At 62.2% G+C, this 20,953-nt stretch carries 19 protein-coding genes; 15 read left to right on the top strand and 4 right to left on the bottom strand.

The window, feature by feature from the left end; translation table 11 throughout:
* Positions 1 to 25 precede the first annotated feature (25 nt).
* The 6 genes from ACRWA7_RS10860 (at position 26) to ACRWA7_RS10835 (ending at position 4,279) form a co-directional block, all read left to right on the top strand.
* Positions 26 to 889 carry an ABC transporter permease gene (locus ACRWA7_RS10860; protein ID WP_438392758.1) on the top strand — a complete coding sequence of 288 codons (864 nt, stop codon included), beginning with the start codon at positions 26 to 28 and terminating at the stop codon, positions 887 to 889.
* The gene (locus ACRWA7_RS10855; protein WP_438392639.1) at positions 886 to 1,713 is read left to right on the top strand and encodes an ABC transporter permease; all 828 of its coding nucleotides are present in this window, start codon (positions 886 to 888) and stop codon (positions 1,711 to 1,713) included. Before ACRWA7_RS10860 ends, ACRWA7_RS10855 begins: the two co-directional genes overlap by 4 nt.
* 14 nt (positions 1,714 to 1,727) lie before the next feature.
* Positions 1,728 to 2,795 carry an ABC transporter ATP-binding protein gene (locus tag ACRWA7_RS10850; RefSeq protein ID WP_438392638.1) on the top strand — a complete coding sequence of 356 codons (1,068 nt, stop codon included), beginning with the start codon at positions 1,728 to 1,730 and terminating at the stop codon, positions 2,793 to 2,795.
* Between the two features lie 153 nt (positions 2,796 to 2,948).
* Entirely contained in the window at positions 2,949 to 3,206 is a 258-nt protein-coding gene (locus tag ACRWA7_RS10845; protein WP_438392637.1) for a BrnT family toxin, read from the top strand.
* The gene (locus tag ACRWA7_RS10840) at positions 3,193 to 3,498 is read left to right on the top strand and encodes a BrnA antitoxin family protein (protein WP_438392636.1); all 306 of its coding nucleotides are present in this window, start codon (positions 3,193 to 3,195) and stop codon (positions 3,496 to 3,498) included. Before ACRWA7_RS10845 ends, ACRWA7_RS10840 begins: the two co-directional genes overlap by 14 nt.
* A 193-nt stretch (positions 3,499 to 3,691) precedes the next feature.
* Positions 3,692 to 4,279: a hypothetical protein gene (locus ACRWA7_RS10835; RefSeq protein ID WP_438392635.1), complete on the top strand. Its 588-nt coding sequence runs from the start codon at positions 3,692 to 3,694 to the stop codon at positions 4,277 to 4,279.
* A 12-nt stretch (positions 4,280 to 4,291) separates the two neighbouring features.
* Here the strand turns inward: ACRWA7_RS10835 and ACRWA7_RS10830 are convergent, their stop codons facing one another.
* Complete coding sequence (locus tag ACRWA7_RS10830) at positions 4,292 to 4,660, bottom strand: hypothetical protein (RefSeq protein WP_060818681.1); 369 nt, start codon at positions 4,658 to 4,660, stop codon at positions 4,292 to 4,294.
* A 433-nt stretch (positions 4,661 to 5,093) separates the two neighbouring features.
* Here ACRWA7_RS10830 and mprF point away from each other — a divergent pair, with 433 nt between their 5' ends.
* Together mprF and ACRWA7_RS10820 are read left to right on the top strand one after the other, a co-directional pair.
* A complete protein-coding gene (gene mprF / locus ACRWA7_RS10825) occupies positions 5,094 to 7,634 on the top strand; it encodes a bifunctional lysylphosphatidylglycerol flippase/synthetase MprF (RefSeq protein ID WP_438392756.1) in 2,541 nt (846 codons plus the stop codon).
* Complete coding sequence (locus ACRWA7_RS10820) at positions 7,631 to 8,884, top strand: virulence factor family protein (protein WP_438392634.1); 1,254 nt, start codon at positions 7,631 to 7,633, stop codon at positions 8,882 to 8,884. The genes mprF and ACRWA7_RS10820 overlap by 4 nt, the downstream gene beginning before the upstream one ends.
* Positions 8,885 to 8,891: 7 nt before the next feature.
* Here ACRWA7_RS10820 and ACRWA7_RS10815 read toward each other — a convergent pair whose 3' ends face one another.
* A complete protein-coding gene (locus tag ACRWA7_RS10815) occupies positions 8,892 to 9,407 on the bottom strand; it encodes a DUF1993 domain-containing protein (RefSeq protein ID WP_438392633.1) in 516 nt (171 codons plus the stop codon).
* A 258-nt stretch (positions 9,408 to 9,665) separates the two neighbouring features.
* Between ACRWA7_RS10815 and ACRWA7_RS10810 the strand changes: the two genes are divergently transcribed.
* Together ACRWA7_RS10810 and ACRWA7_RS10805 are read left to right on the top strand one after the other, a co-directional pair.
* Positions 9,666 to 11,129 carry a M20 family metallopeptidase gene (locus ACRWA7_RS10810; RefSeq protein ID WP_438392632.1) on the top strand — a complete coding sequence of 488 codons (1,464 nt, stop codon included), beginning with the start codon at positions 9,666 to 9,668 and terminating at the stop codon, positions 11,127 to 11,129.
* A 118-nt stretch (positions 11,130 to 11,247) separates the two neighbouring features.
* The gene (locus ACRWA7_RS10805) at positions 11,248 to 12,342 is read left to right on the top strand and encodes a malate/lactate/ureidoglycolate dehydrogenase (RefSeq protein WP_438392631.1); all 1,095 of its coding nucleotides are present in this window, start codon (positions 11,248 to 11,250) and stop codon (positions 12,340 to 12,342) included.
* A gap of 72 nt (positions 12,343 to 12,414) precedes the next feature.
* On the opposite strand, the gene ACRWA7_RS10800 is transcribed toward ACRWA7_RS10805, so the two are convergent.
* Positions 12,415 to 13,311, bottom strand: a complete 897-nt coding sequence (locus tag ACRWA7_RS10800) for an NAD-dependent epimerase/dehydratase family protein (RefSeq protein WP_438392630.1) — start codon at positions 13,309 to 13,311, stop codon at positions 12,415 to 12,417.
* Between the two features lie 115 nt (positions 13,312 to 13,426).
* Between ACRWA7_RS10800 and ACRWA7_RS10795 the strand changes: the two genes are divergently transcribed.
* The 3 genes from ACRWA7_RS10795 to ACRWA7_RS10785 all read left to right on the top strand — a co-directional run bounded on the left by ACRWA7_RS10795 (position 13,427) and on the right by ACRWA7_RS10785 (position 16,298).
* Positions 13,427 to 14,326, top strand: a complete 900-nt coding sequence (locus ACRWA7_RS10795; RefSeq protein ID WP_438392629.1) for a LysR family transcriptional regulator — start codon at positions 13,427 to 13,429, stop codon at positions 14,324 to 14,326.
* Positions 14,327 to 14,376: 50 nt separating this feature from the next.
* A complete protein-coding gene (locus ACRWA7_RS10790) occupies positions 14,377 to 14,763 on the top strand; it encodes a RidA family protein (protein ID WP_438392628.1) in 387 nt (128 codons plus the stop codon).
* An 80-nt stretch (positions 14,764 to 14,843) separates the two neighbouring features.
* Positions 14,844 to 16,298 (top strand): HdeD family acid-resistance protein, encoded by a 1,455-nt coding sequence (locus ACRWA7_RS10785; protein ID WP_438392627.1) that lies wholly within the window; start codon positions 14,844 to 14,846, stop codon positions 16,296 to 16,298.
* A 284-nt stretch (positions 16,299 to 16,582) separates the two neighbouring features.
* Here ACRWA7_RS10785 and ACRWA7_RS10780 read toward each other — a convergent pair whose 3' ends face one another.
* A complete protein-coding gene (locus ACRWA7_RS10780; protein WP_438392626.1) occupies positions 16,583 to 17,401 on the bottom strand; it encodes a sulfite exporter TauE/SafE family protein in 819 nt (272 codons plus the stop codon).
* Positions 17,402 to 17,636: 235 nt separating this feature from the next.
* On the opposite strand from ACRWA7_RS10780, the gene ACRWA7_RS10775 reads away from it, so the two are divergent.
* Positions 17,637 to 19,931 (top strand): amylo-alpha-1,6-glucosidase, encoded by a 2,295-nt coding sequence (locus tag ACRWA7_RS10775; protein ID WP_438392754.1) that lies wholly within the window; start codon positions 17,637 to 17,639, stop codon positions 19,929 to 19,931.
* A 94-nt stretch (positions 19,932 to 20,025) separates the two neighbouring features.
* Positions 20,026 to 20,892, top strand: a complete 867-nt coding sequence (locus ACRWA7_RS10770) for a glucose 1-dehydrogenase (RefSeq protein ID WP_060818692.1) — start codon at positions 20,026 to 20,028, stop codon at positions 20,890 to 20,892.
* Positions 20,893 to 20,953 lie beyond the last annotated feature (61 nt).

Below are 20,953 nucleotides of genomic sequence, written 5' to 3'. Positions count from 1 at the left end.
TGAGGACCCGTCGCTGGGTCCTGGCATGAAGGCGGCGAGACGTGTGTCGCCCGCGTGGAATTACCTTGGCATCCTGCCGTTTTTTGCTTTCGCCATATTGTTTCTGCTGCTGCCCACCGCCTGGTTGATGGTCGGCGCGTTCCAGGACGCACAGGGCCATTTCACGCTCGCCAATTTTCGCGAACTGCTGCAACCGAGCGTACTCGATGCCTACTGGATCAGCTTCAAGGTCAGCGCGGCGTCGGCGTTGGGCGGCGGATTGCTCGGGCTCTTGCTTGCTTGGGCCGCCGTGCAGGGCAAGTTGCCGATCTGGATTCGTCCGACCTTGATGACGTTCTCGGGCGTGGCGTCGAACTTCGCGGGCGTGCCGCTCGCGTTCGCGTTCATCTGCACATTGGGGCGCGTCGGGCTGGTCACGGTGCTGCTCAAGAAGTACGTGGGCATCAACCTGTATTCCACGGGCTTCAGCATTCTTAGCTTTACGGGACTGACGCTGACCTACCTGTATTTCCAGATTCCCCTGATGGTTCTTATCATCACGCCCGCACTCGACGGATTGAAACGCGAATGGCGCGAAGCATGCGATTGCCTCGGTGGCAGTGCTTACCATTACTGGATGTATGTCGCGCTGCCGGTGCTTTGGCCAAGCGTGCTCGGGGCCACGCTGCTGTTGTTCGCCAATGCATTCGGCGCGGTTGCGACGGCTTATGCACTGACGGGGAGCTCGCTCAACATTGTGCCGATCGTGCTGTACGCGCAGATTCGTGGCGACGTTCTGCATAACGAGAACCTTGGCTACGCGTTGGCGCTCGGCATGGTGCTGGTCACGGGTCTGTCCAATGGCGGTTACATCTGGCTGCGTTCGCGCGCTGAAAGGGGACGTCGATGAGCGCCGCAGCCGCTATTGCACCTGAGAACAAGATACGCACGCAGACCCGCGCGGGCGCGTGGATCGCGATGCTGGTCGGCGCGGTTTATTTTCTGCTGCCGCTTCTTGCGACGATCGAGTTCAGCCTGAAGATGCGGCGCAGCGAATACAGCTTCGACGCGTATCGTGTCGTACTCGCCGATCCGCATTTCCAGGCGTCGTTTGGCTATTCCATCCTGATGGGCGTGTTCGCGATCGTGCTCGGCGTGCTGCTGGTGGTTCCTACTGCGTATTGGGTTCAGCTTCGCCTGCCGAAACTGCGCCCGCTGATCGAATTCATCACGCTATTGCCGCTGGTGATCCCAGCTATTGTGATCGTGTTCGGTTATCTGCATATCTATAACAGCAGTTCGTTTTTGCCGCTGACCGGCAACGAGCGCGCGACGGACTTCCTGCTGATTTGCGGCTACGTGACGCTGTGTTTGCCCTACATGTACCGGTCCGTCGATGCAGGCCTGCGCGCCGTCGACGTCCGCTCGCTGACGGAAGCTGCGGAATGCCTGGGCGCGACGTGGCCTACCATCCTCTTCAAGATCATCTTTCCGAATGTGCGTTCGGGCATCCTGTCGGGCGCGTTCCTGACGTTCGCGGTGGTGATTGGCGAGTTCACGCTCGCGAGCCTGCTCAACCGCCCGGCGTTCGGGCCTTATCTTCAGTTGATCGGCGCGAACCGGGCGTATGAACCGTCGGCGCTTGCGATCATTGCGTTTGCCATTACGTGGGCCTCGATGGGGCTCATTCAGGTCTTCGGCTCGGCGCGGTCCATCGCCGGACAAAAAACTTAAAAGGTTGGCTTGTCATGGCGCTTCTCGAGATCGAAAACCTCAGCAAGACGTTCGGCACCAACACGGTCCTGCATCAGTTCGACATGCAGATCGAACGCGGCGAGTTCATCACGTTTCTCGGCCCCTCGGGCTGCGGCAAGACAACCGTGCTGCGCATGATCGCCGGCTTCGAGACGCCCACGCGCGGCACGATCAAGCTCGGCGGCCGCGACGTGACTCATGTTCGTACGCGCCAGCGCAAGGTCGGCATGGTGTTCCAGTCGTACGCGCTGTTTCCGAACATGACGGTCGCGGACAACATCGGCTTTGGTCTGAAGGTGCTGCGCCGGCCGCAAGGCGAGATCAAGGCGCGTGTGGAGGAGATGCTTGCGCTCATCAAGCTTCCCAAGCTGGCGGACCGGTATCCGTGGCAGCTGTCGGGCGGCCAGCAGCAGCGCGTGGCGCTTGCGCGGGCGCTCGCGAGCAAGCCGCAAGTGCTGCTGCTCGATGAGCCGCTTTCCGCCCTCGACGCCAAGATTCGCGTCTCCTTGCGCGAAGACATCCGCAGCCTGCAGCGCGAACTCGGCATTACATCGATATTCGTCACGCACGATCAGGAAGAGGCGCTGTCGATATCCGACCGGATCGTCGTCATGAACGAAGGGCGCGTGGAGCAGATCGGAACGCCGTCGGAGATCTACAACTTTCCGCGCACGCGGTTCGTGGCGTCGTTTGTCGGCACGCTGAACCTGATGTCGGGACAGGTGGTGGATCCGGCGGGCGGCCGCATTGTGGTGGGCGGTCAGGAGCTACGGACTTCGCACGCATTGAATTCAAGCGATACCGGCAAGCAGCGCACGCTTGCCGTGCGTCCGGAGGCAATCGTGCTCGAAGCGCCGGCGAATGGGCGCAACACGCTTGCGGCAACCGTCGAAGAGGTCAATTTTCTCGGCGCGGTGGTGCGCATCCGGACGCGAGTGGACCAGTCGGTGATTTCGCTCGATGTCTTCAACGACCCGAATCGCCGGCTGCCCGAGCGAGGGCAACCGGTAGCGCTCGGCTTCTCGCATGAGAATCTGCTGGTTCTGGAAGAAGGGGCTTGACGGGCCAAAGCATCGTCCGGGTACCATCGTCTTACGTGAAGAAACCGTTCCGCAGATCGCGGGACGGTTTTTTTTTGCCATCGCGCGGCGCACGCAAGGCAACAACCTTGTCTTCTAGACTTATTGCATCTACAATAAATGAAACAGTACGTGATGTTCGATCTGGACAAAGACGCGTCGAACCGGCGCAAACATGGTGTATCGCTGGCCGACGCCGGACGGCTTGACTGGGATACGCTGCGAATCAAGGCGGATACTCGGCGGGATTATCGCGAGGAGCGGTTTTTGGGGTATGGCGCGCTCGAAAGCCGGCTGCACTGTGTGGTGTTTACACCCCGTGACGGAGCCATCCGCGTCATTAGTTTTCGCCGCGCGAACAACAGGGAGATCAACGAATATGAGCAAAGCTAAACTGATCAGAAATACGCCGGAAGAAGAAGCGGCGATCAACCGCGGCATTGCCGCAGACTCCGACTCGGCCGAACTGTCGCCGGAGGAATTCAAGGCGCTTCGCCCGTTTCCTGGGGTCATGGCTGAGCGTCGTATGGGACGGCCGCCGAAAGAGCATCCGAAGGAGCAGGTGAGCGTGCGCTACGACGCGGACGTGATTGCTGCGTTTCGCGCGACCGGCGACGGCTGGCAAACGCGGATGAACAACGCGCTGCGGGTTTATTTGAGCGAGCATCCGTTGAAGACGGCTTGATCCGAGCGCCGCTGCAGCAAGCGGGTCTAGCCATCAGGGCCGTTTCGGGTTACGTACCGGAGCGGCCTTGTCATTTTGCGCTGCCCGTCGCCGGAGCCCGATACTCCCGCGCGGCGAAATCCTGCACAATCTCCCCCGCTGTCTCAAAATGTTAAGGTAGGGTTCGGTTTATTTTGAGACGGACGGCAAAAGCGTGATTTTCGACACTCATTTCAAGTTTTCGGGTTTTCCGGCATCCCACGTCCGAGCCTCCGGCGCGATCCTCGCTGCATCGATACTCCTTTTAAGCGCCTGCGCTCCCGTCCCGCCCGCGGACAACGCGGCGGTCGCAGTCCCGAGCGCGGCTTCGGCGCCGGTCGTTACTTCCGTGCCCAAGCCGCAAGCGCGCAGCCGCTCCGCTGAAGCGATCGCGGCCGGCGTTTCCGGTCCGCCCGGCGTGCAGCGCATCGATATTGGTGGTCCGAGCGGTTATAGAACGGAGGTTTCGATCACGCCGCCCAAGCAGGTTTGCGACCTCGACGCGTTCGCCGATGGCGTCCAGTACGGCTACGCGTACACCTGGAACCGGCTGGTCATGGAGCAAATCCGCGACGCCGGCAAACCGTCCACGCCGCCCAAAGCCCAGTTCGATCCCGCCGGCATCCACCTGCAGGACGAGCAATACAAGATTGTCTGGAATGGCGAGCAGCGGGTGAACGCGTGCGCGTCCGATGGCTATCTGATCGGCCGGATTGTAGGCACGCACCAGGCTCTGGTCGACATGAAGGGCGGCGCGAGCTGAATACGCAGCGCCTTAGTCGCAAGTGTGCGCGTCTGCGACATACACCGCCGCGCTCACTATGTCCCCGTAAATGGTATATCCCGTGCCGTTTGCGGAGGGCTCCGCGTCGATCAGCAGCAGGGTTTCGCCTCTCGGGCCGTGCACGGTGATCACGTCGCCATCGGCGTTTGGCGAATATTCGCCGGTTTTCAGCGGCCGGGCCGCCCATTTCGCCTTCACGCAAGCGGTGAACGGCAACACGGTGAGATGCGACGTTCCCGAACCCACGGGCACGGTTTTCACGAGCGAATCATATTGCGTCACGCAGCCGCCCAAGGCGAGCGCCGTCACAGCGGCGGTGGCGATCAGGGCGAGGGCGGCAGCAAGGCGTGGCGTTTTCATTCGGTAGAACCTTTTTTATCGATGATAGATGCGTCGCCCGGGGCGTGCACTGGAGCCAAGATGCTAACCGCTTGGCCAATCCGGCGTAAAGAAAGCACGCGGAGACCGCCAGAAAAGTACGCCAAGGCGCGAGCAACCACGTAATAACCCGAACTCGCGCTCATAAAAAGCATAGAATCGCCGACTTTTCTTAAGTCCCGTCAACCGTCGCCGATATACAGGCGTTGCTAACCGTAACGTTCTATTCAGGTTTATGAAATCTGGGAACGCGGGGTACGAGCGACAACGGTCCGGCTCACAGCCGATCAGAACCAAGAACCAATAACAACGCCACTTGGCCGCAAGGCTGGAAAGCGTTGAAGCAAGTCCGGTAATTCGCATGTCTCGCAGAAATGTCGTTCGTTCAGTCTTCAAGCCGGAATCGCTTGGCCGAATGGCCCGGTCCTGGCGTTTGCAGCGTTTCACCGCACCTGTCCTTGCGTTGGTCGTGTGCGCATTGCTGCTCGTGGTTTTCCAGCATCTTTCGCACGCGGTCAACTACAAAACCGTCGTTCACGAGTTGCTCGCGCTTTCGTTCGAGGCGTGGGCGGGTGCGCTTCTCGCCACCGCGATGAGCTATGTGGCGCTGGTCGGCCGCGACGCTGTCGGCCTTCGATACCTCGACGCCAAGGTGCCGCATTCCGTGCTGTGGGTCGGTGCGACGGTCGCGTCCGCGCTTGGCAACGCGACAGGTTTCGGCGCGCTGACCGGCGGCGCCGTGCGTTGCCGCGTGTACGGTGCATCGGGCATTACCCCCGCGCAAGTCGGCCGCCTCACGGTGTTCACCAGCGTCACGCTGGCGCTCGCGCTCGCGTTGATGACGGCCGTCGGCATGGTGTGCGCCGCGAACACGCTTGCGGCCATGCTGCATGCATCGCCAGAAATGCTCCGGTTCGGCGGCGCCGCGATTCTCGCCGCGTTTGCATTGATGATCGGGCTGTGCGGCAAATCGTCCAGGACGCTGCAATCGCGCTGGAAGTGGCTTGCGCTCACCGTGCCGTCGCGCCGCGATCTGGTCGCGCAACTCGTCCTTGCCGCGCTCGATGTCTGCGCCGCCGCGCTCGCGCTCTGGGCCGTGCTGCCGCACGCGCAGGTCGGTTTCGGCGAATTCCTGACGGTGTTTTCGGCCGCGATGCTGCTTGGCATGATCGGCCACACGCCTGGCGGCGTGGGCGTGTTCGAGGCGGCGATGGTCTTCGCGCTCGGCGGCAGCGTCAATACACCGGCCATGCTGGCCGCGCTGCTTGCGTATCGGGCGATCTACTTTGGCTTGCCGCTGATTGTGGCGACGGCCGTGCTGGCCGGTTTCGAAGGCCGCGCGCTCAAGGGACGGTTCACGTTCCTGAATCCATCGAATGTGTCGCAGCTTGCGCCCTTGTTCCTGAGCGTGGTGACCTTCGTGGTCGGCGGCATGCTCGTAATTTCGGGCGCGACGCCCGCATTCGGCAAGCGCATCGCCGTCCTGCAGTCCGTATTGCCGCTGTGGGTGCTGGAAAGCTCGCAACTGCTCGGAAGCGTGCTGGGCGTGGTTTTGCTGTTCGTAGCACGAGGTTTGCTGCGCCGGCTCGACGCCGCATGGTGGCTCGCGGTCACGCTCGCGGTGGCCAACCTGGCGTTGTCTCTGGCGAAGGGCCTGGCGTTCGTGGAAGCTGGCGTGCTTGCATTGCTGATCGTGCTGCTGCTTGCAACGCGCGACCGCTTCAACCGGCGTTCGTCGCTTTTGGCCGAACGGTTCACGGCAAGCTGGCTGGTATCGGTGGGTATCGTGATCGGTCTGGCAGTCTGGATCATGTTGTTCGCCTTCCGCGATATTAACTACAGCCGCGATCTCTGGTGGCAGTTCGCCTTCGATGAACGCGCGCCCCGCGCGTTGCGCGCCACGCTGGCGGCGGGTCTTTTTGCAGCGCTATTCGCTGTATGGCAGTTGCTGCGTCCGGCGGCCGGCCGTTTTGAAAAGCCCGCGCCGCAGGACCTGCTCGATGCCGCCCGGATTTTCCGCGCTCAGGAGCGCAGCGACGCCGGCCTGGCCATGATGGGCGACAAGAGTTTCCTGTTTTCGACTTCGCGCGAAGCTTTCCTGATGTACGCCAAGCATGGCCGTACATGGGCGGCGCTTCATGACCCCGTCGGGCCGCGCCGCGAATGGGCGGAATTGATCCGCCGATTCGTGGAAATGGCGCACGCGCACGGCGGCCGCGCGGCGTTTTACCAGGTTCGCGCCGACGCCTTGCCGCTTTACCTCGACGCCGGCCTCACGCTGATGAAACTCGGCGAAGAAGCGCATGTCGTGCTGGAAGATTTCGACCTGAAGGGATCGCATCGCGCGCATTTGCGTTATGCGTTAAAGCGTGGCGAACGTGATGGTTTCGACGTGGAAGTCATCGATGCCGCGCAGGTTCCCTACGCCATGCCCATGCTGCGCGAAGTGTCCGATGCCTGGCTGAACGGCCGCGAGGCGCGCGAGAAAAGTTTCTCGGTGGCGGCGTTCAACGACGAATACCTTGCGGCGCAATCCGTTTTGCTGGTTCGCCAGCAAGGCAAGCCGGTGGCGTTTGTCACGTTCATGACCACGGACATGAACACGGAAGCCACGGTTGGCGTGATGCGCCACGTGCCCGACGCGTCGCCTTATGCAATGGAATATCTGTTCACCAAACTCGCGCTGCATCTGAAGCAGGCTGGCTACCAGACGTTGAGTCTCGGCATCGCGCCGCTTTCGGGCATGCAGCCAACGCCGCTTGCATCGCCGTGGCATCGGCTGGCGGGTCTGGTCTGGCGCTTCGGCGGCCGCTTCTACAATTTCCGGGGCTTGCGCGGTTTCAAGAGCAAGTTCCAGCCGCGCTGGGAACCGCGTTATCTCGCGGCATCCGGCTCGGTGGGCGTGTTTTTCACGCTCGCAGATCTCTCGTTGCTGGCGGGAGGCTGGCGTTCATGAATTTTCTCGGCAAGTTGGCGTTCGTTTCATTGTTTGCAGTGTCGGCGGTGCATGCCGCCACGATTTCCGGCGGCCGCTACGGCGAGGTCCAGTTCAGCAAACCGGCCGGTCCGATGCGCGGTTTCGTCGTGCTGTTCTCCGATAAAACCTGGTCCCCGGCGGACACCCAGGCCGCCGATGCACTCGCCAGGAACGGCGCGATGGTCGTAGGCGTAGACACGGCGCGCTACGCGGCGAAGCTGCCGCTGGAAAAGGAAACGTGTCACAACCTCGTTGGCGACGCCGAAGCGCTCAGTCATCAACTCGAACGCGAGGTGCAGTCGAACCGCTATTTCGCGCCGATCCTGATGGGCACGGGGCAGGGCGGCGTGCTCGCTACGAAGATCCTGTCGCAGGCGCCGGACAACACGGTCGCGGGCGCGCTGGCATTGAATCCGGACGCGCAACTGGACGCGCGTTTCAACCCGTGCCCGCCCGATCCGACCATCACGCACGCGAAAGGCTTGCCCGGTTTCTTCGATAAAACCACGCAGCCCGCCGCCGCGTCCAGGGCCGATGCGCTGCTCGCGCTCGCCGCGCCGCATCTGAAGGTCGAGCCGATGCGCGACGAGGATGTCTCCGATCTCCCTCTCGTCGAATTGCCCGCCGCGCATCCGACCAATCTGCTTGCTATCGTGATTTCCGGCGACGGCGGCTGGCGCGACCTCGATAAAACGGTCGCGGAATCGTTGCAGAAAGACGGGGTATCGGTGGTTGGCATCGACAGCTTGCGGTATTTCTGGAGCGCAAAAACACCCGAGCAGACCGCGCACGATCTGGCTCGTGTGATCCAGGCATACAGTGCGCGATGGCATGCCGGGCACGTTGCGCTGATCGGCTATTCGTTCGGCGCGGACGTGATGCCGTTCGCCTACAACCGTCTGCCCGACGCCGTGCGCACGAAGGTATCGATGGTGTCGCTGATGGGCTTCGCGCCCGACGCCGATTTCCAGATTCGCGTGACCGGATGGCTCGGCATGCCCGCGAGCAAGGACGCGTTCAAGGTGCGGCCCGAACTCGCAAAGCTGCCGCCCGCGATCGTGCAGTGCATCTACGGCGCGGCCGAGGAAGATACGCTGTGCCCGGCGCTCACGAACACGGGCATTGAAGTGATCAAGACGAGCGGCGATCACCATTTCGGTGGCGATTACGGCGTGCTCGCGCGACGCATCCTGAGCAGTTGGCAAAAGCAGATCGCCACGCGAAGCTGAAGCCGCTTCAGGCGGCGTTCAACGCTCCGAGATAATCGAGCTTTCCGACCTGCACGCCAAGATGCCGCAGGATGTCGTAGGCGGTAACAACGTGGAAATAGAAATTTGGCAGCGCGAACAAAAACAAATAATCGCTGCCATTGAATTTCAGTTCCCCGGCGCGCTGCTTCAGCGTTATCTCGCGCGCCTCGCTGCCTTCGAGCGTCGATTTATCGATGCTTTTCAGATACGACAACGTATTCGTCAATCGTTCCCGCAATTGCGCGAAGGTGGTTTCGGTATCGTCGAAACTGGGCGCCTCGACGCCCGAAAGGCGAACCGCCGAGAGCTTCGACGTGTCGCTGGCGCGCTGGATCTGACCCGTGAACGGCAGCATGTCGTCGATCAGCCGGGCGGCCGTGATGTCCGTGTCGGCGAGGCCTTTTTCTTGCGCGTGCGCCTCGGCTTTGTCGATCAGGGAAACGAGCACCTCGAGGCCGCGAATGAAAACCGGAATGCTCGCGCGATACATTGAAACCGACATGGGGAAGTTCCTTTTCTAAGTCCTGACTGGACGGATCGTCAGCATACCGGGACGCGCGAAATGACGCTTTTTTCGCTGCCCGGACTCGATGTTTTACTGGAAGCGGTCCCACCCGGAATTCAAGGTGGCGAAATGCCGCGCACGTTGTCAGTCAAGCCTGACAACAGTCGATCCCTTTTCCTACGCAGGGAGAACTCCGCGCCCGAAGCACCGCCAATCCCGGCTATCATTGACTTTTAAACGGCTGGGACGCCCGTCATGATTTCAGACGACCTTACTCAAGAAGCACAGCGCATTGATCGTGACGCGTTGCGTGAATTTATCGACCGGAAGTGGGATGACGAGATCCTCCCCGCGCTCACCGATTACATCGCGGTGCCTGCAAAGAGCCCGATGTTCGATCTCGACTGGGTGAAGAACGGTTTTATCGAGCGCGTCATTACGGATGCGGCGCAATGGGCCGAGCGGCAGCCGGTGCGTGGCCTGAAGGTCGAGATCATCCGGCTGGCAGGACGCACGCCCGTGATCTTCTTCGAAGCGCCCGCCACGCGTTCCAACAGCCGCGACACCATCGTGCTCTACGGGCACCTCGACAAACAACCCGAGTTCGACGGCTGGCGTCGCGATCTGGGTCCGTGGTCGCCGAAGTTCGAAGACGGCAAGCTGTATGGCCGTGGCGGCGCGGACGATGGCTATGCCACGTATTCTTCCATCAGCGCCATCGCCGCGCTCGACGCGCAGGGCATCGAGCGGCCGCGTTGCGTTGGCATTATCGAAACGTGTGAGGAATCGGGCAGCTACGATCTGCTGCCTTATGTGGATGCGCTGCGGGACCGCCTGGGCGAAGTCAGCCTCGTGATCTGCCTTGATTCAGGCGCGGGCAATTACGATCAGCTCTGGCTTACCACGTCGTTGCGCGGTCTCGTTGCGGGCGATCTGGAAGTGCAAGTGCTGGACGAAGGCATTCACTCCGGCACGAACGGCGGCATTGCGCCATCGACTTTCCGGATCATGCGCCGCCTGCTGGAACGGCTCGAGGATTCGAGCACGGGCAATCTGCTGCCGAAGGGTTTTCATTGCGATATTCCCGCGCGGCGTCTGAGCGAAGCGGAAGCAACGGCGCGCATTCTTGGCGAGGATGTCTGGAAAAAGCTGCCCTGGACGTGCGGCCAGAATGGCGGCACGGTGTTGCCCGTCACGACCGATCCGCGCCAGGCGCTGATCGATTCCACGTGGCGGCCGTCGCTTGCCGTGACCGGCGCATCCGGCTTGCCCTCGTTGATCGATGCCGGCAATGTGCTGCGCCCGCGTACCGCGTTCAAGCTCTCGCTGCGCTTGCCGCCGCTGGTCGAAGCGACCACGGCGCTCGCCGAACTCAAGTCGCTGCTCGAAGCCGATCCGCCTTACAACGCGAAGGTCACGTTCAAGCCCGAGCGCGGCGAGGCGACAGGCTGGAGCGCGCCGGAACTGGCGCCCTGGCTCGACGAAGCGTTGAACGACGCGTCGCGCCGGCATTTTGGCGCGGACGTCGCGTTCCTCGGACAAGGCGGTACCATTCCATTGATGAGCACCTTGCAGGAAGGCTTTCCGCGCTCGCAGTTCATGGTGTGCGGCGTGCTGGGGCCGCGGTCGAATGCGCATGGGCCGAATGAATTCCTGCACGTGCCGTTCGCGAAGAAACTGACGGCAACGGTCGCCGAGGTGATTGCCGCAACGCCTTGAAGTCCTGTCATCGATAATGAAAAGGCGCGCCGCTTCCAGCGCGCCTTTTCATTTGGTACGGCGATCCATGCCACAAGCATTTGCAGTGCCGCACTTCAACATCAGGAGACGCAGTCGCATGAACACTGAGAACATGTCCGAAGCCCGCATTCCCCGCCATACATTGCACGCCTATGTCAGCGCGATCTGGACGCATGCCGGCAGCACGCCGCGCGAGGCGCAACTGGTTGCCGACCATCTGGTGATGGCGAATATGTCCGGCCACGATTCGCATGGCGTTGGCATGATTCCGCGCTATATGGCCTCTCTTGGCGACGGCGAACTGAAGCTCAACACGCATGCCGGCATTGTCCGCGACGCCGGCGCGGTGCTGACTATCGATGGAAAGAAGGGGTTCGGCCAGGTCGTGGCCTATGAAGCGATGGAGCGCGGTATCGAGCGCGCCAAAAAGCTCGGCGTGTGCGCTGTCGGCTTGCGCAATGCGCATCATATCGGGCGGATCGGGCATTGGGCCGAGCAGTGCGCGGCCGCGGGCCTTGTGTCGTTCCACTTCGTCAACGTGGCGGGCGATCCGCTGGTTGCGCCGTTTGGCGGGATCGATCGCCGCTTCGGCACGAATCCGTTTTGCGCCGCGTTTCCGCGCGAAGGGCGCGAGCCTCTCGTGCTGGATTTCGCGACCTCCGGCATTGCCTACGGCAAGACGCGCGTGGCGTATAACAAGGGCGTGAAGGTCGAACCTGGATACCTGATCGATCACGCGGGCGTGCCGACTGTCGAGCCCAAGGTCATGCACGAAGCGCCGTTTGGTTCGTTGACGGCAATGGGCGCGCATAAAGGCTACGGCCTTGCCGCGATGTGCGAGATTTTCGGCGGTGCGCTGTCGGGCGGCTACACAACGCACGAAAGCACGCTCGACACCACGAACGCGATCATCAATTGCATGACCTCGGTGATCGTCGATCCGAAAGCGTTCGATGCACCCGACGCCGAAGCCGAAGCGGACGCGTTCGTGGAATGGGTCAAGGCCTCGCCGCTTGCCGCGAACACGGACCGAATCATGGTGCCGGGCGAGCCGGAACGTGTGCGTCGCGCGGAACTGGAAGTGAAGGGCGTTCCCATTGATCCGACTACCTGGCAGCAGATTCACGACGCCGCCGTGACGGCGGGCATGCCCGCTGCGGAAATCGATGGATATATGAAAGCGCTGCGATAAACGCTTCAGACGTAAAAGCGCGGCGGGTTTTTCAACCGGCCGCGCTTGTCGCTTGTCTTGGGCAATAAACGTTTATTTGATCATCTCGTCGCGAATCCAGTCGGTCACCGACGTGCGCTTCGGCGTCCATCCGAGCAATTCACGCGCGTGCTTGCCGCGAACCCGGCTATTCGATCCGAGTCCGTACGAAGCCATCTCGTAGCCCCATTCCTTCTTGGCCTCTTCAAGCGGCCAGTCCTGCGGTTCGCCGAGGCCCAGTGCCTTGGCTATCGCCGCCGTCATGTCGCGGAACGCCGCTTCACCGCTTTCGACAAAATAGAACGTGCCGGCCGGGCTTTTTTCGAGCGCGCGCGCGTAAAGGTCGGCGACATCGTCTATATGCACATTCGACCAGATGTTGCGTCCAGGTCCAACATGGCGAACAACGCCGCTTTTCTGCGCCTGCGAGAGTAACCGCGGCAACTGCACGCTTTTCGCTGTCTTCATTGCGCCATGGCCGTAGATCAGCGTGTTGCACAACACCGAGGCGCGTACGCCGCGCGTGGCCGCGTCGAGCACGAGATTGTCGATGGCGACGCGCGCGGCTTTATCGGCGGTCGGTTCGGGCAACTTGTCTTCGTAATAGATCGCGTCCGTTCCTTCTCCGCCCGACGCATCGCCGACTATGCTCGATCCGCTCGTATGCAACAGCGGCTTGTCCGATCCCGCCAGCCCGTCGATCAACGCTTCCACCGCGCCGCGATGGTCGCTGTTCGCGGCGTTGATCACGCCATCGGCGGCTTTTGCTTCGGCGATCAGCAGGTCGCGGTCGTCCAGGATCCCGATCACGGGTTCCACGCCCAGTTGCCTCAGTTCGGCGGCCTGATCGGCGCGTCGGATCAGTCCACGCACCTGGTGGCCGTTGCGCGCGAGGTGCGCCGCAATCGAACCGCCGATAAACCCGCTTGCACCCGTCACAAATATCTTCATGTCCGCTCTCCGTTGATTGGTGATGAGTCGATGCACGCAGTATCGCCCGGTTCTACTTTCGCAAAAATGGTGTTAGTCTCAAATCAATCTTGACTTTGAATCAATAATCTTTGAGATGAAAACCACCACGGAGGAACTCCTCGCGTTCGTGAGCGTGATCGACAGCGGTTCGATTACCGCCGCCGCCGAGGCTTTACAACAAACCGTTTCCGGCGTCAGCCGCGCGTTGACGCGGCTCGAAACCAAGCTCGATTCCACGCTGATTCGCCGCACCACGCGCCGGCTGCAACTGACCGACGAAGGCGAACTGTTTCTCGTGCGCGCCCGCGCCATCCTCGCCGCCATGGAAGATGCGGAAGAGTCCATCGCGCGGCAACGGGCGCGGCCGGCGGGAAGGTTGCGGGTGGACGCGGCGTCGCCGTTCATGCTTCATTGCATCGTTCCGCATGTGCAGGCGTTCGCGGCGGCGTATCCGGAAATCGTGCTGGAGTTGAGCAGCAACGAGCGCTTTGTCGACTTGATGGAGCAGCGCGTGGATATTGCCATCCGGATCGGCGCGTTGCAGGATTCCACGCTCCACGCCCGCTCGCTGGGCAGCAGCCGGCTGCGGATTCTGGCCAGTCCTGGCTATCTGGCCGAGCATGGCGAGCCGCGAACGGTTGCCGAATTACGGGCACATCGGCTGATTGGATTTACCGCGCCCGAAAGCCTGAACGACTGGCCTTTGTCCGACGACCAGAGCGATCAGGCCAACGCGCGCTTCAAGATTGTCCCGGACATTGCGGCGTCGAGCGGAGAAACCATGCGTCAGCTTGCGCTCGCCGATGGCGGCATTGTGTGCCTCGCGGCCTACATGACGCATGCGGACGTGGCGAGCGGCCGTCTTCGAACTGTCATGGACAGCGCGTGGCTCGACGTCAGGCAACCAATCAGCGCGGTGTTCTACCAAAGCGCATCGATGGCCGGACGCGCCAAAGCTTTTCTCGATTTTCTCGCCGGAAGGTTGGTGCTTTGAGCGCGCGGACGTATCCTGCCGGCTGACCTTTTTGATAGTTGAGTCTTCCCATGCCTATTGAACGAATCAATGCCCCCGGCCTTCCGGTCCCCGCCGGTCATTACAGTCATGCCACACGCGCTGGCAATCTCATCTGTGTTTCGGGTCAATTGCCAATGCGCCCCGATGGCACGCCCACCGGCGACCTGCCATTCGAGGAACAGGCCCGGCAGACGCTCGAGAACGTCAGCGCGGTGCTGGCCGCGGTCGGGGCGGGCTTGCAGGATGTGATCGAAGTGACCGTCTACCTGGTCGGCGTGGATCACTGGAAGGCGTTCAACGAAATCTACGCGCGCCACTTCGGCGAATGGAAACCGGCGCGGGCGGTGGTGCCGGTCGGCGCGCTGCATTATGGCTATCTGATCGAGATCGCGGCGCGGGCCTGGGTTGAAAAGTAGGCGCTCAGTGAGGTCCCAGAGTTGGCGTAGGGCAGCAGCGCTTTTATCATGGCGGCATCGTTTCCATCACAGGTGAGCTCATGATTCAACTTGTGCTGCTACTGCTGGGTGTGGACTACTTGCGCCGCCGATGGATCACGCTGGCAGTCGCCGGCAGTATCTGGCTCGTGATCGGGGTGCTCGTTTTTATCGATGCCCTCGATGGCGTTCTCTACTTTCCCATACGCTTTTTTGCGTGGCTGCTTCTGCTCGAAGGCCTCGCGACACTTGCCGCGGCAGGCACGGGCGTGGGTGGCCAGCGCACGCTGCGGTACGTGAAGGGCGCAGCTTTCGCGCTGGCGGCGCTGCTGATCATGGCGGGTCACCATCATGGCAACTTCGTGTTGTCCATGATCTTCGGCACGCTTTTTCTCGCCGATGGCCTGCTGCAACTCCTGTCGGCTGTCGTGGTCCGTTACAGCCGGTGGCGGGTGGTCGCGACGCTGGCCGTGATCGAGATACTGCTCGCGATCTTCTTTTTCCAGCCTTATCCGACGCATTACGTCGGCACGGCGCCGTACGCAATCGGGCTGGGACTGGCCTTCGGTGGCTGGAACATGCTGCTGATCGCGTTTCGCGTGCGCCGCATGCAGAACCTGCCGCCCGAAAGCAAACGGACGCTGGCGCTTTCGGATGACGTCATCACCGATCCCGCCATTGCCGAGAAAACCGCAACTGCGAAGGCCGCGGCGCGCGCCAGCGCGACGCAAGCCGATGCGCCGTTCGAGTGGGACGGCCCACCGGCCGCCGATGAAAAAGCGCTCACCGTGCACGTTTGGACGCCGGTTGGTTCGGCGCGAACGCAGGCGAACCGGCGGTTGATCGTGGACCGCTATATTGCGGCTGTCGACGCCAATGGCGTCATCTCGACAGGCCACGCCGCGCTGGAATCTCCCGAAGGCATCTACATCAGCCTGTATCCGGGCGTGGAAATCGACCGGTCGCCCGACGAGTTCGGCCGCATCCTGCGCGCCACGCGCGAGAACAACGTGCCGGGGCTGTTCCAGCCGGACTACCCGACCGAATCAAAGGCATGGTGCGAATCCACGACGCGCGTGCGTATCCGGAACTATCGCCCGGAGAAGCTCGATGCGTTTTGGGCGAAGTACCGGCAGGACTCGACCTATAACCTCACTTACCGCAATTGTTCCAGTACGGTCTCCAATGCGCTCGAAGCCGCGCTCGAAGGCACCGTTGGAACGTTCCATGGGCGCGATACCGGCTGGCGCGCGTTCCTGCGCTTGCTCGTGACGCCCGAACTCTGGGTCGCGGCGCAGGTCCGCAAACGCGCCGCGACAATGGCATGGACGCCGGGTCTCACGCTCGATTACGCACGTGCGCTGAGCATGCTCGCCGATCCCCGCCCGTTCAGCTATCTCAAGATGACGCGCCTCGCGGTGCGCAAGATGCTGCGTTCGCGGCGCGAATGGAGACAGGAAGCGTCCGATGCCGCCGACGCCCGGGCGGGACGTATGGATGGCCCTCGCACTTCCTAGAAACACATGGTTCGCCACGGCTTCGTGGCGCACGCGGCGGGCATCCAACGCTGTTCAAAGCGGATGGTTCAGCGGGACCCGGGCGTTGCCGCGAAATCGGACAATGGCCCTTGCTGTTCTCCGAATCGTGCACGTTTCGACCGGTTTCCGAAAGCTGACCGAATGGCCCATTACGTGAAACGGAATCAGGGTCCCGATAATGGCGGCGTTCACACGTCATAGGCCATTCGGTCGACTGGAAAGCGTCACGTCTGGCGACTACTATCGATCGAATTGTCCGGTGATCAACTGAACACGAGCTTTGATCCGACCAGCACGAGCGTGGCGGCCAAGACGTTGCGCAGCAGGACTTCAGGCGCTTTCGCGGACAACAGGCTGCCCAGCACGATGCCCGGGAGCGACCCGGCCAGCAGCGACAGCAGGAGGGACCAGTCGACTGAACCCAGCAGCCAGTGACCCGTCCCGGCAATCAATGTGAGCGGCACGGCGTGTGCAATGTCCGAGCCGACGATGCGCGCCGTTGCGAGCCTCGGATACAGCAGCAGAAGCACCGTCACGCCGATCGCGCCCGCGCCCACTGAGGTGATGGATACCAGCACGCCAAGGATGGCGCCGGTCAGGACCGTCCAGGCCACCGTACGGGTTTCGCGGCTTGCCGCTTCCGCGTCGCCACGTGCCTCGCGGGCCATGCCGGCCTTGTAGGCGAACCTTGCAAGCTGGGGCCGGAATACGAGCGACAAAGCGGTCACGAGCAGCGCCGAGCCCAGCACGAGCTGGATCGCGCGAGCGGCCGCAGGCGTGTTGAGGCCATATCGGTGCAGCAGGAACAGGGTGAGCGCGGCGGCGGGAATGCTTCCTGCCGCAAGACGTCCTGTGATGCGCCAGTCCACGGAACCTTTCAGTCCGTGGACAAGCGTGCCCGCCGCCTTGGTTGCCGCCGCGTAGAGCAGGTCGGTGCCGACCGCGGTGGCCGGGTGGATGCCGAACAGCAGCACGAGCAATGGAGTCATCAGTGAGCCGCCGCCCACGCCGGTAAGTCCGACCAGAAAGCCGACGGCCAGGCCCGAGGCCGAATAAAGTGGATCGATATGTGGGAAAGGCATGCAGCTTGGAGAACCGGTTAGGTGAGCGTCGGTCGAAAAACGGTCGATGATAGCGGGTCCACGGTGCGCTTGCCTCCAGATCCGGCAAATTGATTCGCGGGCTCCGGCCGTACAATCCGCCAACGGTGGCGATTTGGCCGACGGCCCGAGTATCCAGGCAACTCTTTTTCAGGAAGGTGTAATGGAAACGAAGGAACAACAGCAGGCCAATCAGGCGCTCGAGGATCGAAAGGACATGGAGGCCGCGAGCGATGCCGCCCGCAGCCCCGCGCATGACGATCTTCCCGACCCGGTGCGCAGCACGGTCGGCGTGCGCGAAGTGGCGCCCGCCACGCCCGTCGCAGTGACTGACGGCGCGTTTATTGCAACCGAACACACGAATTATGCGAACGAGCGTCAGTTCGTACTCAAGGCAGGCAACACATTCGTTGTCAACGATGCAAACGGCGATATCCGCGGCAACGACGACGGCCTTTTCGTCAATGACACGCGCGTGCTGTCGCAACTTCGCCTGACGTTCGGCGGCCGCGCGCCGTCGCTGCTGTCAGGCAGCGTTTCCAGCGACAACGCCGTTTTTACCGCGCATATGACCAACCGGCCGCTGCCGCCCATCGGCGGCGCGACGACGCCCGAAGGCGTGCTTCACGTCGAGCGCCGGCGCGTGTTGTCGCGGCATGTGCTCCATGAAGCCATCGTGCTGACCAATTACGGTACCGAGCCGGCCACGGTGCCGCTGTCCATCGACTTCGCAGCCGACTTCCACGACATGTTCGAGGTCCGCGGTTCCACGCGATCGAAACGCGGGGCGATGCGCGAACCGTGTATCGAAAACGGGGAGGTTGTGCTGCGCTATACGGGCCTCGATGAAGTCGAGCGGACCGCGCGCATTCAGTTTTCGCCCGCGCCGCATTCGCTTTCGGTCAGCCGTGCCGACTATGCGTTGCGGATCCAGCCGGAAACCGCGATGTCGATATATTTGTCGGTCACGGCGCTCACGCACGCTCTCAGCGACGCCAGCGCGGAGAGCAAGAAGATCGCGGAGGAAGGTGCGGAATGCGCGCCGGAATCGGGCCGCCCGGCGATTCGCGAGGCGTTGGTGGACGCGCATCGGCGCATGCGCGACAGGCGGCGCTCGGTCGCGCGGGTGCGTTCCAGCAATCCGCTTTTCAGCGAATGGATCGACCGTTCGCTGGCCGACCTGGGTTTGCTCACCACCGACCTTGAAACGGGACCTTATCCCTACGCCGGAATCCCGTGGTTTTCCACGGCGTTTGGCCGCGATGCAATCATTACTTCGTTGCAAATGTTGTGGCTCGATCCATCGCTTGCGCGTGGCGTGCTGCGTTTTCTCGCGGCGAACCAGGCGCGCGAGGATTCGGCATTTCGCGATGCGGAAGTCGGCAAGATCATGCACGAGACCCGCAACAGCGAAATGGCCGCGACCGGCGAAGTGCCGTTCGCGATGTACTACGGCGGCGTGGACAGCACGCCGCTGTTTGTGGCGCTTGCCGGCGCCTACGCCGAGCGCACGGGCGATACCGCGCTCATCGACGAATTGTGGCCGTCGCTGCAGTTGGCGGCGAAGTGGATCGCGGGTCATTGCGACAAGAACGAATATGGCTTGCTGAGCTATCAGCGCGCGACCGAGCATGGGCTCGCGAACCAAGGGTGGAAAGATAGCCACGACTCGGTTTTTCACGCAGACGGCAGCTTCCCCATCGGGCCAATATCGCTGATAGAAGTGCAGGGCTATGCATCCACGGCGTTCGCGACCATGGCGCGTTTCGCGCGGCAACGCGGCATGAAGGACGATGCAGCGTCGTTCGAGAAACGCGCGCAGCACATCCGCGAGCGCGTGGAGACCATGTTCTGGATGCCCGAGTCGGAGTTCTACGGGATCGCGCTGGATGGCAAGGGCGAGCTGTGCAAGGTGTTGTCGTCGAACGCGGGGCATCTGCTCGCTTTCGATCTTGTTGAACGCAGCCGCGGCGAGGCCGTAGCGCGTCAGCTCGAGTCCACCTTGTTTCACACGGGCTGGGGCGTGCGGACATTGGCGGCGGGCCAGCCGCGCTTCAATCCCATGTCGTATCACAACGGTTCTGTCTGGCCGCACGACACCGCCATGTGCGCGCGTGGCCTCGCGCGGTACGGCGATCGTGGCGGCGCGGTTCGCCTGCTGCAGGCGTTGTTCGAGTCCGCTGTCACCTTCGATATGCGTCTGCCCGAGTTGTTCTGCGGCTTCACCCGGCAGCGCGGAGAGCGTCCTATCGGCTATCCGGTCGCGTGCCTGCCGCAGGCATGGGCGGCCGGGTCGCCATTCATGATCCTGGAGGCGTGCCTGGGAATTGCGATCGATGCGGAGCGCGAGGAAGTGCGCATCGACCGGCCGCAACTGCCGGAGGGCATCGACTGGCTTGAGATCGGCGAATTGCGGGTAGGCGAGAAGACGGTCTCGATCACGTTCCGGCGCGTGGGCGGGCAGATCGTGCCGTCGGTGGAAGGCGAAATACGCGTGGTGGCGATACTTTAGCTTCCGCTGCTGGCGGTTGCAGGCGGTGCTTTAACGGTGGGACCGGTGCTTGCTGAGGTTGAGTTTCCATCAACCTCAGCAGGGAGCCGTGCACATGGCCCAGATTTCTTATCCGAAACCTCCGTTTCCCGAGCAGCCGCAAAATCAGCAGCCGGGCCACACCCGTCCGATGGACCCGCAGCCCGATCACGGCGAAAAAAGCTACAAGGGCGCGGGCAAACTGACAGGCAAGATCGCGTTGATCACCGGCGCGGACAGCGGCATTGGCCGGGCAGTCGCGATTGCCTACGCACGCGAAGGCGCGGACGTCGCGATTGCTTATCTGAACGAGGACGAAGACGCGAAAGAGACCGCGCAATGGGTTGAGCAGGCAGGGCGCAAGTCGCTTTTGCTGCCCGGCGATATAACCGATCCGGCGCATTGCCGCGCGCTCGTTGCAAAAACCGTCGAAACATTCGGACGCATCGATGTGCTGGTGAACAACGCCGCGTACCAGATGACCTACGACAGTCTGGAAGACATCAGCGACGAAGAGTGGGACAAGACGTTTTCGACGAACATCGGCGCGATGTTCCGTATCACCAAGGCTGCCGTGCCGCACATGCAGCCGGGCAGCGCGATAGTCAACACCACATCGGTGAATGCGGACAGTCCGAATCCCGGCCTGATTGCGTACGCCACGACCAAGGGCGCAATCCAGAACTTCACCGGCGGTCTTGCGCAATTGCTTGCGGAAAAAGGCATTCGTGCGAATGGCGTTGCGCCGGGGCCGATCTGGACGCCGCTGATTCCATCGACAATGGATCCGGAGAGCGTCAAGAATTTCGGTTCGCAAGTGCCCATGAAACGGCCCGGTCAACCGGTCGAGCTAGCGGCGGCGTATGTGATGCTGGCATCGGATGAAGCGAGTTATATCTCCGGCGCGACAATCGCCGTGACTGGCGGCAAACCGATTATCTGAAGTGCGTGCCTGAAGCGCTTGCCTGAGGCTTGAGACGAGCGCGGCGTGCATGCGACACTGT

The organism is Caballeronia sp. DA-9, from assembly GCF_051615025.1.
GTDB classification, from domain to species: domain Bacteria; phylum Pseudomonadota; class Gammaproteobacteria; order Burkholderiales; family Burkholderiaceae; genus Caballeronia; species Caballeronia sordidicola.
This window is presented reverse-complemented; position numbering and strand designations above follow the sequence as displayed.

What these genes read in the sequence shown, in the direction of transcription:
- ACRWA7_RS10785 (WP_438392627.1), top strand. Translation starts at nt 14,844, where the DNA reads ATGATTCAACTTGTGCTGCTACTGCTGGGTGTGGACTACTTGCGCCGC.
- ACRWA7_RS10840 (WP_438392636.1), top strand. Translation starts at nt 3,193, where the DNA reads ATGAGCAAAGCTAAACTGATCAGAAATACGCCGGAAGAAGAAGCGGCG.
- ACRWA7_RS10860 (WP_438392758.1), top strand. Translation starts at nt 26, where the DNA reads ATGAAGGCGGCGAGACGTGTGTCGCCCGCGTGGAATTACCTTGGCATC.
- ACRWA7_RS10845 (WP_438392637.1), top strand. Translation starts at nt 2,949, where the DNA reads ATGTTCGATCTGGACAAAGACGCGTCGAACCGGCGCAAACATGGTGTA.
- ACRWA7_RS10850 (WP_438392638.1), top strand. Translation starts at nt 1,728, where the DNA reads ATGGCGCTTCTCGAGATCGAAAACCTCAGCAAGACGTTCGGCACCAAC.
- ACRWA7_RS10820 (WP_438392634.1), top strand. Translation starts at nt 7,631, where the DNA reads ATGAATTTTCTCGGCAAGTTGGCGTTCGTTTCATTGTTTGCAGTGTCG.
- ACRWA7_RS10800 (WP_438392630.1), bottom strand. Translation starts at nt 13,311, where the DNA reads ATGAAGATATTTGTGACGGGTGCAAGCGGGTTTATCGGCGGTTCGATT.
- ACRWA7_RS10805 (WP_438392631.1), top strand. Translation starts at nt 11,248, where the DNA reads ATGAACACTGAGAACATGTCCGAAGCCCGCATTCCCCGCCATACATTG.
- ACRWA7_RS10855 (WP_438392639.1), top strand. Translation starts at nt 886, where the DNA reads ATGAGCGCCGCAGCCGCTATTGCACCTGAGAACAAGATACGCACGCAG.
- ACRWA7_RS10815 (WP_438392633.1), bottom strand. Translation starts at nt 9,407, where the DNA reads ATGTCGGTTTCAATGTATCGCGCGAGCATTCCGGTTTTCATTCGCGGC.
- ACRWA7_RS10770 (WP_060818692.1), top strand. Translation starts at nt 20,026, where the DNA reads ATGGCCCAGATTTCTTATCCGAAACCTCCGTTTCCCGAGCAGCCGCAA.
- ACRWA7_RS10775 (WP_438392754.1), top strand. Translation starts at nt 17,637, where the DNA reads ATGGAGGCCGCGAGCGATGCCGCCCGCAGCCCCGCGCATGACGATCTT.
- ACRWA7_RS10810 (WP_438392632.1), top strand. Translation starts at nt 9,666, where the DNA reads ATGATTTCAGACGACCTTACTCAAGAAGCACAGCGCATTGATCGTGAC.
- mprF (WP_438392756.1), top strand. Translation starts at nt 5,094, where the DNA reads ATGGCCCGGTCCTGGCGTTTGCAGCGTTTCACCGCACCTGTCCTTGCG.
- ACRWA7_RS10795 (WP_438392629.1), top strand. Translation starts at nt 13,427, where the DNA reads ATGAAAACCACCACGGAGGAACTCCTCGCGTTCGTGAGCGTGATCGAC.
- ACRWA7_RS10830 (WP_060818681.1), bottom strand. Translation starts at nt 4,660, where the DNA reads ATGAAAACGCCACGCCTTGCTGCCGCCCTCGCCCTGATCGCCACCGCC.
- ACRWA7_RS10790 (WP_438392628.1), top strand. Translation starts at nt 14,377, where the DNA reads ATGCCTATTGAACGAATCAATGCCCCCGGCCTTCCGGTCCCCGCCGGT.
- ACRWA7_RS10780 (WP_438392626.1), bottom strand. Translation starts at nt 17,401, where the DNA reads ATGCCTTTCCCACATATCGATCCACTTTATTCGGCCTCGGGCCTGGCC.